The organism is Erwinia sp. SLM-02 (genome assembly GCF_037450285.1).
GTDB lineage: Bacteria > Pseudomonadota > Gammaproteobacteria > Enterobacterales > Enterobacteriaceae > Erwinia.
Genome location: NZ_JAQISN010000003.1, coordinates 393,358 through 408,512, shown reverse-complemented (window position 1 = coordinate 408,512; position 15,155 = coordinate 393,358). Strand labels below are relative to the sequence as shown.

Genomic DNA, 15,155 nt, shown 5'->3' with positions numbered 1-15,155 from the left:
CGCATTATCTCGCAAAAATTCTATCCGATCGCCAGTTTACTGTACTGGCGGGCGAATAGTTTAACACAAAGAGTGAATTTTCCCACTTTTTAGGTAAATTCTTAATCCGCCTGCTTACGCAGGAACGCCGGAATATCCAGATAATCTGGCTCTTTGTTAGTCTGAGGACTTTGATCGTTAACCACTTTTGCAGCAGGCTTCTGCTCCTGCGGCAGCGGCGACATACCGTGCTGCTGGTAACGATGGTCCATCACAGGCTGAGAAGACTGCTTGTTAGTCACCAGCGTAATTTCTGGACGTTTGTCCATGCCGATACCGGTTGCCACCACGGTGACGCGCAGTTCGTCGTTCATTTCCGGATCCAGTGATGTACCGATAACCACGGTAGCATTGTCGGATGCGAAGGCACGGATGGTGTTACCCACGGTTTCGAATTCGTCGAGACGCAGATCGAAGCCAGCGGTGATGTTAACCAGCACGCCGCGAGCACCGGACAGGTCGATATCTTCCAGCAGCGGGCTGGAGATCGCCATTTCTGCCGCTTCTTCCGCACGGTCTTCACCGCATGCCACGCCGGAGCCCATCATCGCGTAGCCCATTTCGGACATCACGGTGCGCACGTCAGCAAAGTCAACGTTCATCAGACCCGGGCGGGTGATCAGTTCAGCGATACCCTGCACCGCGCCTTTCAGCACGTCGTTAGCCGCGCCGAACGCATCAAGCAGAGAAATACCGCGACCCAGCACTTTCAGCAGCTTGTCGTTCGGAATGGTGATCAGTGAATCGACATGCTTGGACAGCTCGGCGATACCCTGCTCGGCAAACGCCATGCGTTTTTTGCCTTCAAAATTAAAGGGCTTGGTCACCACGGCAACGGTCAGGATGCCCAGTTCTTTTGCCACTTCAGCAACGACAGGCGCAGCACCGGTACCGGTACCGCCGCCCATACCGGCAGCGATAAACACCATGTCTGCACCATCCAGTGCCTGACGCAGTGCTTCACGATCTTCTTCGGCAGAGTTACGGCCGACTTCCGGGTTTGCACCCGCGCCCAGACCTTTGGTAATTCCGTTACCGATCTGGATTGTCTGGCCTACGGCAGTCTTGCGCAGGGCCTGAGCATCTGTATTTACCGCGAAGAATTCAACGCCTTCGATACGTTCACGCACCATATGCTCTACGGCATTACCGCCGCCGCCGCCGACGCCGATGACTTTAATCACCGCGTCATTGGTTAATTCCATAGGTTCAAACATAATTTCTCTCCGTTTATGTGCCTGTTCGCCTGGAGATCACTAATACTAATAAGACTAGCATGATCTCTATGGTAAAAATTAAAACTCTTTTCTCAGCCAGCTGTTGATTCTCTTGAACCAGTTACCCACTGAGGCTCTTTTTTCTACTTCTGCTTCACCGCTGAGGTGAGATTCTTTTCCGTAGTGCAGTAAGCCAACCGCCGTTGAGTAGTACGGCTCCTGCGCGTAATCCGTTAATCCTGTGATGTTCAGCGGCTGTCCGATACGCACCTGCGTGTGGAAAACACGCTGGGCGCAAGCCGCCAATCCTTCAATCTGCGCCGCGCCGCCGGTCAGAACGATACCGGCCGCGAGGTGGTGTTTAACGCCCTGCTGGCGGAGCTGCTCCTGCAGCTGCAGGATCTCGTCATTGACCAGATTCAGCAGTTCGGTGTAACGCGGCTCGATAACCTCAGCCAGCGTCTGACGCTGCAGGCTGCGCGGTGGTCGGCCACCCACGCTTGGCACTTCAACGTTTTCATCTTTGCCCACGATTGAACCGAGCGCGCAGCCGTGACGAACTTTAATCGCTTCAGCATCCGTTGGCGGCGTACCAAAAGCATAAGCGATATCGCTGGTTACCACGTTACCCGCATACGGAATAACTTTGGTGTGACGCAGCGCGCCGCCGGTGTACACCGCGATATCCATCGTGCCGCCGCCGACATCCACGACGCAAACACCCAGTTCACGTTCATCTTCGGTCAATACGGCAAAACTTGAGGCCAGCCCGGCAAAAATCAGCTGATCAACCTTCAGGCCACAGCGTTCAACCGCTTTGACGATATTCTTCGCCATATCGTTGTGGCAGGTGATCAGATGCACTTTTGCCTGCATGCGCACGCCGGATAATCCAACCGGGTTTTTGATCCCTTCCTGATAGTCGATCGCGTATTCTTGCGGAATAACATGGAGGATGCGGTGTTCATCACGAACACGGACGGATTTCGCGGTGTGGACCACGTTTTCCACATCTTCCTGGGTTACTTCCTCTTCTGAAATAGGAACCATCCCTATTTCGTTCTGGCAGCTGATATGTTTGCCCGACAGCGCCAGATAAACTGAAGAAATCTGACAATCTGCCATCAGCTCAGCCTGATCGATAGCGCGCTGAACGCACTTCACTACCGATTCCAGGTCATTAACGCCGCCTTTATCCATGCCACGAGACGGGCAGCTGCCCACCCCGATAATATTGACCATGCCATCGGGCAGGACTTCTCCTACCAGGGCGGCAACCTTCGCGGTGCCTATCTCGAGTCCAACTACCAGTTTTCTGTCCGTCGACTTGATCATTGTTGTTTAGCCTGTACCTGATTCTGTTGCTGATGACTGTCAGCGCTAGTAATGAGTTCGGGTGTCCATCCTACTGCCGCGCCAGAGTCATAACGCAGGTCCACGTAGCTGATACGCTTGTGTTCCGCCTGGCCCTGCTGTTGCAGGGTTGGGTAGAGAGCGATGAAGCGTTTTAGTCGCTTCATATCTTCGTTACGCCCCAGCTCCAGACGGATATCATCATCTAACACCAGCTGCCATGAACGCCGCGCGGTCATTGAGGCAGCCTTTAACTTAAACTTGCTTGCCGCCAGGACGTCCCGCATCTGGTGGTAACCGGTCAGCACTTCCGTTTCGCTCCCTTCCGGGCCATACAGCAGCGGTAAAACTTCTTTATCCTGATGGCTGGCCGGAACGCTGAACGATTTCCCGTCGGCGTCCACCATGTGCACATCATTCCAGCGTGCAACCGGCACATACTCAACCAGATGAATCTTTAATTCGTCCGGCCACTGCTTGCGCACGCTCACCTGCTGGATCCACGGCAGACGTTCAATCTGCTGCTGGATGATGTCCACATCCTGCGACATAAAGGTGCCGGGTTCGCCAAGCGATAAAATTGCCTGACGGATATCATCGTTCCTGGTGTAGTGGGTCTGCCCCGTCACTACCAGCTTCGATAACGGCAGCCGTGATGCATCGTCCATCCACTTGAGCACCACATAGCCACCCGCCAGCATGGTGCCGATAACCATCAGCAAAAACAGGATCCCGGCCAGGCGTGAGCCATTACTGCGCCCGGCTCGCGCTTTTTCCTGCGCTTCACGGTTTCGGACATTTAACGCCGCCTGAGACATATCAGTCGGCCAGTTCCAGAATGCGTACTACCAGCTGCGAGAAGCTCAGGCCTGCCTGTTTTGCTGCCATTGGCACAAGGCTGTGGCTGGTCATGCCCGGGGAGGTGTTCACCTCCAGCAGATAGAAGCGCCCGTCGCCGCCCATCATCACATCAACGCGGCCCCAGCCACTGCATCCCAGAGCACGCCATGCGGCGATCACCAGCTGGCTTAACTCAGCTTCCTGCTCGTCGTTTAATCCTGACGGGCAGAAATATTGCGTATCATCAGAAATGTACTTCGCCTGATAATCATAGAATTCGCTGGCGGCCTGAATGCGAATGGACGGCATAATCTGATCGCCAATCACCGCGACGGTGTATTCCGGACCGCTGAGGAAGGCTTCAACCAGCACTTCGTCATCGTGACGGAATGCTTCAACCAGCGCGGCGTGCAGTTGGGAAGCATGATTCACGCGGGAGATCCCCACGCTGGAGCCTTCACGGCTTGGCTTCACGAACAGCGGCATCCCCAGAGCGGCAATGCTGTCGGCCACGTCGCCATCAATACCGGCATCCATCTGCTTGCGGGTTAACGCCACATAAGGCGAAACCGGCAGCCCACAGCCCTGCCACAGAAACTTGCTGCGCAGTTTATCCATCGTAATGGCCGAGGCCATCACGCCGCTACCGGTGTAAGGGATATCAAGGAACTCCAGTACGCCCTGCAGCGTGCCGTCTTCACCGCCGCGACCGTGCAGCGCGATGAAGGCCTTAGTAAAGCCCTGTTCTTTCAGGCTCAGTACAGGAACATCACGAATATCGACCGGATGTGCATCCACGCCCGCTTCTTTCAGCCCGGCCAGTACGGCCGCACCCGATAACAGGGAGACGTCACGCTCTGCGGACGTTCCACCCAGCAATACCGCTACTTTATCAGCCATGATATTCCTCTTCTTTCGTCTGCGGTTGTAACTTCAGATCTGCCAGTTTACGGGCAATACGCCCAACGTTTCCTGCGCCCTGAACCAGGATCAAATCATTGCCGGAAAGCTTCGGCAGCAGGGTTTCCAGAACCGCGTCATGATCGGACACCAGAATCGGATCTACCTTGCCACGGCCGCGGATCGTGCGGCACAGTGAACGGCTGTCAGCACCGGGGATCGCTGTCTCACCGGCGGAATAGACGTCCAGCATCAGCAGTACATCAACCTGCGACAGTACGTTGGCGAAATCGTCATACAGATCGCGCGTTCGCGTGTAACGATGCGGCTGGAAAATCATCACCAGATTTTTGTCCGGCCAGCCCGCACGTGCGGCTTTGATCGTCACGTCAACCTCGGTTGGATGATGACCATAGTCATCAACCAGCATCGCCGTGCCCGCCTGACCGTTGGCTTCTGCCAGCGGATATTCGCCGAGGAAGTCAAAGCGGCGCCCGGTCCCCTGGAAGCTTTCCAGCGCGCTGAGGATATCTTCATCCTCAATGCCCTCTTCCGTAGCAACCGCCACGGCGGCGGCGGCGTTCAGCGCGTTGTGGCGACCCGGGGCGTTAAGCGTGACGTGCATTAACGGTTTATCGTGGCGCACCAGCGTAAAGAGGCCCTGCGCACCGCGCTGTTCATAATTTTCAACCCGCACATCGGCATCATCGCTGAAGCCGTAGGTGGTGATCTGACGCCCGACGCGCGGTATCAGATCGCGGATCACGGCGTCATCAATGCACAGTACCGCACGACCGTAAAACGGCAGATTGTGCAGAAAGTTAATAAACGTCTGCTTTAAGTTCTCAAAGTCGCCCTGGTACGTGTCCATATGGTCGGCTTCAATATTGGTGACAATGGCCACCATCGGCTGCAGATGGAGGAACGAGGCATCACTCTCATCCGCTTCAGCAATCAGGTAGCGGCTGCTGCCCAGGCGCGCATGGGTGCCTGCGGCCTTAACCAGCCCACCGTTCACGAAGGTCGGATCCAGCCCACCTTCGGCATAAATGCTGGAAACCATCGCCGTGGTCGTGGTTTTCCCGTGCGTGCCGGCAATCGCAATACCGTGGCGGAAGCGCATCAGCTCGGCCAGCATCTCCGCGCGGCGGATAACCGGGATGCGCGCTTCACGCGCGGCAACCACTTCCGGGTTGTCCTGCGCGACCGCCGTGGAAACCACGACCACGCTGGCATCGCTGACGTTTTCCGGGCGATGGTTGAAATAGAGAGTTGCGCCCAGCGCGCTCAGATGCTGGGTCACCGCATTCGGTGCCAGGTCAGAGCCGCTGATTTCATAACCTTCATTCGCCAACACTTCGGCAATACCGCCCATGCCGGCACCACCGATGCCAACAAAATGGATGTGCCGGACGCGACGCATCTCGGGCACGATAGAACGCAGTTTTGCCAGTTGTTGTGTATTCATCTCTTCTTTGCCACACCTGTGTTTCTTTGAAGCGGGTGTTCCCGCTCCAGCAAATAGTGTTTACAGCGCCGCTTTGCTGACTTCAGCAGCGACGCGCTCTGTTGCATCCGGAATGGCAACGGCGCGGGCCTTTTCGGCCATCTGCAGCAGCGTTGCGCGATCCCAGCCTGCCAGCGTTGAAGCCACCGTTTCTGCAGTAAACTGCGGCTGCTCATAAATTTTTGCGGCGCCTGCCTGTTCAAGCGGCAGCGCGTTCCAGTACTGCTGGCGATCTTTATGTTGGAACGGGACGAAAATCGCCGGTAATCCTGCCGCCGCGACTTCGCTGACGGTCAGTGCGCCGGAACGGCATACCACAACGTCCGCCCAGGCATAGGCTTCCGCCATATCATCAATAAATTCTGCGACTTTATGCTGGGTCTGCCCTACCTGCGCATAAGCCTGATTGACGCTGTCCAGCGCCCCCTTCCCCACCTGGTGCCACAGCGTAATGCTGTCGCCCAGGATCGCGGCCACCTCGGGCAGCGTCTGGTTCAGGATGCGTGCGCCCTGGCTACCGCCGATAACCAGCACGCGGGTCGGTCCCACACGCCCGGTCAGACGTTCTGCCGGTAACGGCAGCGCCAGCACATCGGTGCGCACCGGGTTACCGACGACTTCCGCATTCGGAAAGGCACCGGGAAACGCCTGCATCACTTTTTTGGCAATTTTTGCCAGCCACTTGTTGGTCAGCCCGGCAATGCCGTTTTGTTCATGCAGCACCACCGGAATACCGCAGCTCCACGCGGCCAGGCCACCGGGACCGGAGACATAGCCCCCCATTCCCAGCACCACATCCGGCTGCCAGCGCTTCATAATCGCCCGCGCCTGGCGCCAGGCGTTGAAGATACGCAGCGGTGCTGCCAGCTGCGCTTTGATCCCTTTACCGCGTAGCCCACTGATGCGAATAAATTCGATGTCGATTCCGTGTTTTGGCACCAGGTCCGCTTCCATCCGGTCTGCGGTTCCCAGCCAGCGAACCTGCCAGCCCTGTGCCATCAGATGGTGCGCTACTGCCAGCCCGGGGAAAACGTGCCCCCCGGTACCACCGGCCATCACCATCAGTCGCTTTCCACTCATCGACTACCCTCTCGTAAACGCCTGGGCCTTCGCCAGACGCGTTTCATAATCAATACGTAACAACAGTACGATGGCGGTCGACATAATTATCAGACTCGATCCACCGTAACTGATTAGCGGCAGCGTCAGACCTTTAGTCGGTAGCATTCCCGCCGCAGCGCCAACGTTAACCAGAGCCTGGAAGCTGAACCAGACGCCGATTGAACACGCCAGAAAGCCGGAAAAACGCTGATCGATTTCTAACGCCTTTCGCCCGATGGACATCGCGCGAAAAGCGACGAAGAATACCATTAACAACGCGAAAACCACACCGATATAACCCAGTTCTTCCCCAATTATCGAGAAGATAAAATCGGTGTGCGCTTCCGGTAAATATTCCAGTTTCTGCACCGAGTTCCCAAGGCCCTGGCCCCAGAATTCACCGCGGCCAAATGCCATCAGCGACTGGGTTAACTGGTAGCCGCTGCCGAACGGATCTTCCCACGGGTTCCAGAACGACGTTACGCGTCGCATACGGTACGGTTCCGCCACAATCAGCAGGCAAACGGCAAAAATTCCGGAGCCGATAATCGCGAGGAACTGCCATAGTTTCGCTCCGGCAAGAAACAGCATCGCCAGCGTGGTCACGAACAGGACCACCACGGTTCCCAGGTCCGGCTGGGCCAACAGCAGCACGGCCAGCACCACCATCACGCCCATTGGCTTACAGAAGCCCCAGAAGTTATGGCGAACCTCTTCAACCTTGCGCACCAGATAGCTGGCCAGATAGCAAAACAGGGCCAGCTTTGACAGCTCGGCGGGCTGAATACGCAGCGGTCCAAGGGCGATCCAGCGCGATGCCCCGTTTACCGAGCTTCCCACCACCAGCACCACCAGCAGCATCACAATCGTGACCATCAGCATAATGTTGCTGTAGCGCTGCCAGAAAGCCATCGGCACCCGCAGCGTAACCAGCGACATGCCGAACGCCAGCGCAATATAGAACGCATCACGCTTGGCGAAATAAAACGGATCGTCCGAGAGGCGCTGCCCCACCGGCATCGATGCCGACGTCACCATCACAAAACCGATAATTGCCAGGCCAAAGGTCAGCCACAGCAGCATGCGGTCGTACAGCACCATGGAGTTGGTATCGCTTTCGCGCGATCCCATCACCCAGCCCTTCAGGCGATCGGAAATGCCACCGGCAAGGCTCAGACCGGGTATACGCATCAGCCCATCTCCTGTGCCAGCTGGGCAAACAGGTCGCCGCGCTGCTCAAAGTTTTTAAACTGATCGAGGCTGGCACAGGCGGGTGACAGCAGCACCATATCGCCCGATTTCACCTGAACGGCAATCTGCGCCATCGCTTCCGCCATCGTCTCCGTCTGTACAGAGATGTCCGGCCGCAGCGCCGCCAGTTCCGCGCCGTCGCGGCCAAAGCAGTAAACGCGAATGTTGTCGCCCTGCAGGTAGCGGGTCAGCGAGCTGAAATCGGCGGATTTGCCGTCTCCGCCCAGTAGCAGCCACAGCGTACCGGCAACCTGTAAACCATTCAGCGCCGCCTCGGTACTGCCAACGTTGGTGGCTTTGGAATCGTTGATCCAGCGCACGCCGTTATTGTCACGCACCAGCTGGAAGCGGTGTGCCAGGCCAGCGAAGGTCGTCAGGGCTTTCAGGCTGGTCGCACGCGGCAGGCCGACGGCATCCGCCAGCGCCAGCGCGGCCAGCGCATTGGTGAAGTTATGTTGGCCCGTCAGGTTCATTTCAGCGGTGTTCAGCACCTTCTCACCTTTGACCCGCAGCCAGGTATTCCCCTGCTGGCGATTAAGATGATAGTCACCCACGTCCACGCCAAAGCTGACGCAGCGCTGGTCAGCGCCGCGTACCGGCATGGTCATGGCGTCATCCGCGTTGACCACGCACACCGCCGCGTTTTCATAAATCCGTAACTTGGCGGCACGATACTGCTGCATGCCGAGCGGGTAGCGGTCCATATGATCTTCAGTGACGTTGAGGATGGTTGCCGCCGCCGCGTGCAGGCTGCTCGTTGTTTCCAGCTGGAAGCTGGAAAGTTCCAGCACGTACAGCTGCGCCGGTTTATCCAGCAGCATCAGCGCCGGGAGGCCGATATTGCCGCCGACGCCCACCTGCCAGCCTGCGGCCTGTGCCATTTCGCCCACCAGCGTTGTGACGGTGCTTTTCCCGTTCGAGCCGGTAATGGCGACAATCGGTGCCTGAGCTTCGCGGCAGAACAGTTCGATATCGCCAACAATCTCAACGCCCGCCTCCGCCGCATCCATCAGTGAAGGATGCGCCAGAGCCATCCCCGGGCTGGCGACTATCAGGTCAGCGTCCAGAAGCCAGCTGTCGTTCAGCGATCCCAGCCAGCGTTCAACCGCCGCCGGGAGTTTTTCCAGCCCTGGCGGTACGACGCGGGTATCCATCACGCGCGGCGTTACGCCGCGCGCTAAAAAGAAATCAACGCAGGAAAGGCCGGTGAGGCCCAATCCGATGATGACGACTTTTTTACCCTGATAGTCAGCCATGATTAACGTACCTTCAGCGTTGCCAGGCCAATCAGCACCAGCATCAGTGAAATAATCCAGAAGCGCACGATCACGCGCGGTTCCGGCCAGCCTTTCAGTTCGTAATGGTGGTGAATCGGCGCCATGCGGAAAATACGCTGGCCGCGCAATTTAAACGAGCCAACCTGCAGAATAACGGACAGGGTTTCGACCACGAATACGCCGCCCATAATCACCAGCAGGAACTCCTGACGCAGCAGCACGGCGATCGTACCGAGCGCACCGCCGAGTGCCAGAGAACCGACATCACCCATAAAGACCTGCGCCGGATAGGTGTTAAACCACAGGAATCCAAGGCCGGCACCGACAATCGCGGTACAGACAATCACCAGCTCACCGGCATGGCGCAGATAAGGAATATGCAGATACTCAGCGAATTTGACGTTACCGGTGGCCCAGGCAACTAAGGCAAAACCTGCTGCAACAAACACCGTTGGCATAATCGCCAGCCCGTCCAGGCCATCGGTGAGGTTAACGGCGTTGCTGGTGCCAACGATGACGAAGTAGGCCAGCAGCAGATAAAGCAGGCCCAGCTGCGGCATCACATCCTTAAAGAACGGTACGACCAGCTGAGTAGCCGGCGTGTCTTTACCAATCGCATACATCGCAAAGGCCACGGCCAGAGCGATAACCGACTGCCAGAAGTATTTCCAGCGGGCGATAAGCCCCTTGGTATCCTTGCGCACGACCTTGCGGTAATCATCCACAAAGCCAACAATGCCGTAGCCCACCAGCACAAACAGCACGCACCAGACGTAAGGATTTGACGGATAGGCCCACAGCAGAACGGAAATGGTGATCGAGGTCAGGATCATAATCCCGCCCATGGTCGGCGTGCCGCGCTTGCTGAAGTGCGACTCCGGGCCATCGTTACGCACCACCTGGCCAAATGACATTTCCTGCAGGCGGGCGATCATCCGTGGGCCCATCCACAGCGAGATAAACAATGCGGTCAGCAGGCTGACAATGGCGCGAAACGTCAGATACGAAAAGACGTTAAAGCCAGAATATAAAGAGACCAAATGCTCGGCCAGCCAGACTAACATGCGCCTTTCTCCTGTAAGGTACGTACGATCTGCTCCATTGCAGAACTACGCGATCCTTTGACTAATACGGTTATCTTTTGATGTTCAGAAAGCAGCGCCAGCGCGCGAGCGCTAAGTAATGCCTTATCACTGAAATGCTCCCCTACGCCGCTGGCATCGCTGATGTCATGGCTGAGGTTGCCCGTGCTTAAAACCTTATCGATCCCGGCCAGGCGAATTGCTTCGCCGACCTGACGGTGGCATTCGGCAGCCTCCGCCCCAAGCTCGCCCATATCGCCAACGATCATCACGCGGTAGCCCGGCATTTCAGCCAGCACCTGTGCAGCCGCCGTCATGGATCCGACGTTGGCGTTGTAGCTGTCATCCAGCAGCAGCCGATCGTCATCAAGCACAACAGGGAACAGACGACCCGGCACGGCCTGCAGCGAACTCAGCCCCTGACGAATAGCGCTGAGCGGTGCGCCCACCGAAAGTGAAAGCGCAGCGGCGGCGAGCGCGTTGGCAATATTGTGGCGGCCCGGCAGCGGCAGCGTAATGTCGATCTCGCCCTGCGGGGTATGCATGACAAAAAGCGTTCCGCGGGTGCTGAAGCGGACCCCGCTGGCATAGAAGTCGCCGTCGGCCTGCTGCTCCGGCGAAAAACGCCAGACGGTTTTGCTCTGAAGCGATGCCTGCCAGTGCGGCCAGTCATTGCTGTCGGCGTTGATAATGGCCGTGCCGTGCAGTGGCAGCCCGTTAAAAATTTCGCCTTTGGCCTTTGCCACTCCGGCTAGAGAGCCAAAGCCTTCCAGATGCGCCGCCGCCAGATTATTGACCAGCGCCGCTTCCGGGCGGGTTAATTCGGTGGTGTAAGCGATCTCACCCTGGTGGTTTGCACCCAGCTCAATCACCGCATACTGATGTTCTGCCGTCAGGCGCAGCAGCGTCAGCGGCACGCCGATGTCATTATTAAGATTGCCCGCGGTGTACAGCGTTTCGCCACATTCACGCAGGATCGCGGCGGTCATTTCTTTCACGGACGTTTTGCCGGAGGAACCGGTCAGCGCGACCACGCGGGCAGAAGACTGCTGGCGCACCCAACCGGCAATGCGACCAAGCGCGAGGCGGGTGTCTTCCACCACCACCTGAGCGACCTCTACTGGTAAGCGCTTACTCACCAACAGTGCCGAAGAACCGGCCTTAACCGCCTCGTCCGCGAAGTCATGCGCATCGAAACGCTCGCCCTTAAGGGCAATAAACAGGCAACCGGCGGTAATCTTACGGGTGTCGGTGGTGACGGCATCGATCGTTGCATCGTTACCGAACAGCGTTCCCCCGGTGATTTCGGCCAGCTGCTTCAGGGTAAAGGCGATCATGCCACCACCCCCAGCAGCCGCGCGACGGTAACCCGGTCGGAATAATCAAAGCGCTGCTGGCCGATGATTTGATAATCCTCGTGGCCTTTCCCCGCCACCAGCACGATGTCGCCTTCCTGCGCCTGCATGACGGCGTTAGTGACCGCTTGCGCACGTCCAAGAACAACGCGAGCGCGGCTTGGATCCAGCAGACCGGTAAGCACATCGGCCACAATCGACGCCGGATCTTCACTGCGCGGATTGTCATCGGTGATCACCACTACATCGGCAAACTGCTCGGCGATAGCGCCCATCAACGGACGCTTGCCTTTATCGCGATCGCCACCGCAGCCGAACACGCACCACAGCTTGCCTTTGCAGTGCAAGCGCGCAGCAGCCAGCGCTTTTTCCAGCGCATCCGGGGTGTGGGCGTAATCCACGACTACCGTCGGTTTGCCCGGGGCAGTAAACACTTCCATACGGCCTGTCACCGGCTGTAGCTGGTTTGCCGTTGCGGTCAGTGCGGCCAGTGGATAATCAAGCGACAGCAGCGTCGCCAGGGCCACCAGCAGGTTGCTGACGTTAAAGGCACCCATCAGGCGGCTTTCAAATTCACCGTTGCCCCAGCTGGAGGCAAACTTCACGCTCGCACCGCCGTCGTGATAGTGCACGTCGGTCGCTTTTAACCAGCGCCCGTGGCAGTCGGACTGCAAATTATTTTCCATGGTGACGGCAACAGCATCAGGAAGCTGCTGCAGCCAGCAGCGGCCAACTTCGTCATCGGCATTAATGATGGCTTCACCCACCTGATGCTCGGCAAAAAGCAGCCATTTTGCCGCTTCGTAACGCGCCATATCACCATGATAGTCGAGGTGATCGCGGCTCAGGTTGGTAAATGCCGCAGCGGCAAACGGCAGAGCGGCAACGCGGTGCTGCACCAGGCCGTGGGAGGAAATCTCCATGGCCGCCAGCGTCGCGCCTTTCTCAACCAGCGATGCCAGCTGATGCTGGACGTCAACCGCGGAGCCGGTGGTGTTTTCAGCGGCGGCCAGCTGGCCGTACAGGCCGTTACCCACGGTTCCCATCACCGCGCCGGTTTCACCCAGCAGCTGCGCCCACTGGGCTAAAAGCTGCGTCGTGGTGGTTTTGCCGTTGGTGCCTGTCACGCCGATAAGCTTCAACTTCTCGCCGGGCTGCTGATAGAAGCGCCCGGCCAGCGCGGACAGCCGCTGGGAAAGCTGCGACAGGTAAATCACCGGTACGCCGTGCATTTCCACTACGCTGCCGTCTTCCGCTTCGCCTTCGGCGTCCGCAATCACCGCCGCCACGCCCTGGGCAATCGCCTGGGGGATAAAACGACGGCCATCTGCCGCATGTCCTTTAATCGCTACAAAGAGATCGCCGGAAGCCGCAACGCGGCTGTCCAGTGTCATTTCATTCAGCGCGCGCGCAGGCAAACCAGCTACCCAGGGGGCCAGTAAGTCGTGCAGATTACGATCGGTCACGCGATCCCTCACTCTTGTTAGTTACCATCTCGCTTTTGTCAGTGGTCGGCAGCGCATCCGGCTCAACGTTCATGGTGCGCAGTACGCCACCCATAATCGCGCCAAACACCGGTGCAGAAACCGCACCGCCGTAATATTTGCCGGCCTGCGGATCGTTAATCACTACCACCAGCGCAAAACGAGGGTTGCTTGCCGGTGCAACACCGGCGGTATAAGCAATGTATTTATTGACGTATTTGCCATCCGGGCCGACTTTCTTCGCCGTACCGGTCTTAATCGCAATACGATAGCCTTTGATGGCCGCCTTCACCCCGCCGCCGCCAGGCAGAGCCACGCTCTCCATCATATGCACCACGGTGCGCACGGTCGCTTCAGGGAAGACGCGTTGACCCGCTACTGGCGGGTCAACTTTGGTGATCGACAGCGGGCGATATACGCCATAGCTGCCGATGGTTGCATAGACTCGCGCTAACTGTAACGGCGTTACCATCAGCCCGTAGCCGTAAGAGAAGGTGGCCCTCTCTATGTCAGACCACCGTTGTTTTTGAGGATATAAGCCACTGCTTTCTCCGACCAACCCCAAATTGGTCGCTTTGCCAAATCCAAAGCGCGCGTAAGTGTCTACCAGCGCATTGGACGGCATCGCCAGCGCCAGGCGAGAAACCCCGACGTTAGACGACTTCTGGAGCACCCCGGTCAGGGTGAGTTCACTGTAACGCGCCACGTCTTTGATCTCATGGCCGTTAATTCGATAAGGAATGGTATTCAGCACGCTGTTTTCACGCACCACGCCCCGCTGCAGCGCGGTCATTACCACCATCGGTTTCACGGTGGAGCCCGGCTCGAAGATGTCGGTAATCGCCCGATTACGCATCACATCTTTGGTGGTATTGGCAAGATTATTAGGGTTGTACGCCGGGCTGTTGGCCATGGCCAGCACTTCGCCGGTGTTAACATCCACCAGCACCGCCGTCCCTGATTCCGCCTTGTTAAACGCCACCGCGTTATTCAGTTCGCGGTACACCAGCGCCTGCAGACGTTCGTCAATGCTCAACGCCAGGTTATGCGCTGCCTGACTGTCGACGGAGGAGATATCCTCAATGACGCGGCCCTTACGATCCTTACGTACCGTGCGCTCACCGGGCTGGCCGGTCAGCCATTTATCAAAGCTTTTTTCAACGCCCTCAATGCCCTGACCATCAATATTGGTAAAGCCAATCAGATGGGAGGTCACCTGCCCTGCCGGGTAATAGCGGCGGGATTCTTCGCGCAGATAAATCCCGGGCAGCTTGAGTTTTTTGATGTAGTCGCCAATTGCCGGATTCACCTGGCGCGCCAGATAGACAAAACGGCCGTTGGGATTGGCGTTAACGCGGGTGGCCATCTGGTCAAGAGGAATGGATAGCGCATCGGACAGCGCCTTCCAGCGGCTGTCGAGGGTAATGCCACCCTTGTCGTGAAGTTCTTTCGGATCGGCCCAGATCGCATTCACCGGCACGCTCACCGCCAGCGGACGCCCGGCCCGGTCGCTGATCATGCCGCGAGACGTCGGGATCGCCTGCACGCGCAGGGAACGCATATCCCCTTCGCGCACCAGCCGGTCTGGATTAATCACCTGCAGATAGGCAACGCGCAGCAGCAGCCCGATCAGGGCAAGAAAAATACCGCCGCACAGCAACGCAAAACGCCAGCTTACGAAGCTGGCCTTATCTTCCGTGCGTTTCAGTTTCTGCGTTTTGCCTGCGGCTCTCATTGAGTCCGTGTTTC

General features: G+C 57.7%; 12 protein-coding genes. All 12 read right to left on the bottom strand.

What is annotated here, in order from left to right; genetic code table 11:
• Positions 1–101: 101 nt before the first annotated feature.
• Positions 102–1,256, bottom strand: coding sequence for a cell division protein FtsZ (ftsZ, locus tag PGH32_RS18710; protein WP_105595357.1), 1,155 nt, complete (start codon positions 1,254–1,256; stop codon positions 102–104).
• Between the two features lie 78 nt (positions 1,257–1,334).
• Complete coding sequence (gene ftsA / locus PGH32_RS18705; RefSeq protein WP_105595356.1) at positions 1,335–2,591, bottom strand: cell division protein FtsA; 1,257 nt, start codon at positions 2,589–2,591, stop codon at positions 1,335–1,337.
• Positions 2,588–3,427 carry a cell division protein FtsQ gene (gene ftsQ / locus PGH32_RS18700; protein WP_314421308.1) on the bottom strand — a complete coding sequence of 280 codons (840 nt, stop codon included), beginning with the start codon at positions 3,425–3,427 and terminating at the stop codon, positions 2,588–2,590. Before ftsQ ends, ftsA begins: the two co-directional genes overlap by 4 nt.
• A 1-nt stretch (position 3,428) precedes the next feature.
• Entirely contained in the window at positions 3,429–4,349 is a 921-nt protein-coding gene (locus PGH32_RS18695; protein WP_123337233.1) for a D-alanine--D-alanine ligase, read from the bottom strand.
• A complete protein-coding gene (gene murC / locus PGH32_RS18690) occupies positions 4,342–5,817 on the bottom strand; it encodes a UDP-N-acetylmuramate--L-alanine ligase (protein WP_337894808.1) in 1,476 nt (491 codons plus the stop codon). The genes PGH32_RS18695 and murC overlap by 8 nt, the downstream gene beginning before the upstream one ends.
• Before the next feature lie 60 nt (positions 5,818–5,877).
• The gene (murG, locus tag PGH32_RS18685) at positions 5,878–6,936 is read right to left on the bottom strand and encodes an undecaprenyldiphospho-muramoylpentapeptide beta-N-acetylglucosaminyltransferase (RefSeq protein WP_337894807.1); all 1,059 of its coding nucleotides are present in this window, start codon (positions 6,934–6,936) and stop codon (positions 5,878–5,880) included.
• Positions 6,937–6,939: 3 nt separating this feature from the next.
• Entirely contained in the window at positions 6,940–8,148 is a 1,209-nt protein-coding gene (ftsW, locus tag PGH32_RS18680) for a cell division protein FtsW (RefSeq protein WP_314421320.1), read from the bottom strand.
• Complete coding sequence (gene murD, locus PGH32_RS18675) at positions 8,148–9,464, bottom strand: UDP-N-acetylmuramoyl-L-alanine--D-glutamate ligase (protein WP_337894806.1); 1,317 nt, start codon at positions 9,462–9,464, stop codon at positions 8,148–8,150. Before murD ends, ftsW begins: the two co-directional genes overlap by 1 nt.
• Positions 9,465–9,466: 2 nt before the next feature.
• Entirely contained in the window at positions 9,467–10,549 is a 1,083-nt protein-coding gene (gene mraY / locus PGH32_RS18670; protein WP_314421324.1) for a phospho-N-acetylmuramoyl-pentapeptide-transferase, read from the bottom strand.
• Positions 10,543–11,904 (bottom strand): UDP-N-acetylmuramoyl-tripeptide--D-alanyl-D-alanine ligase, encoded by a 1,362-nt coding sequence (gene murF / locus PGH32_RS18665; RefSeq protein ID WP_337894805.1) that lies wholly within the window; start codon positions 11,902–11,904, stop codon positions 10,543–10,545. Before murF ends, mraY begins: the two co-directional genes overlap by 7 nt.
• On the bottom strand, positions 11,901–13,388 hold the full coding sequence (murE, locus tag PGH32_RS18660) for a UDP-N-acetylmuramoyl-L-alanyl-D-glutamate--2,6-diaminopimelate ligase (protein WP_337894804.1): 1,488 nt from the start codon (positions 13,386–13,388) through the stop codon (positions 11,901–11,903). Before murE ends, murF begins: the two co-directional genes overlap by 4 nt.
• Positions 13,375–15,141 (bottom strand): peptidoglycan glycosyltransferase FtsI, encoded by a 1,767-nt coding sequence (locus PGH32_RS18655; protein WP_314421334.1) that lies wholly within the window; start codon positions 15,139–15,141, stop codon positions 13,375–13,377. Before PGH32_RS18655 ends, murE begins: the two co-directional genes overlap by 14 nt.
• Positions 15,142–15,155 lie beyond the last annotated feature (14 nt).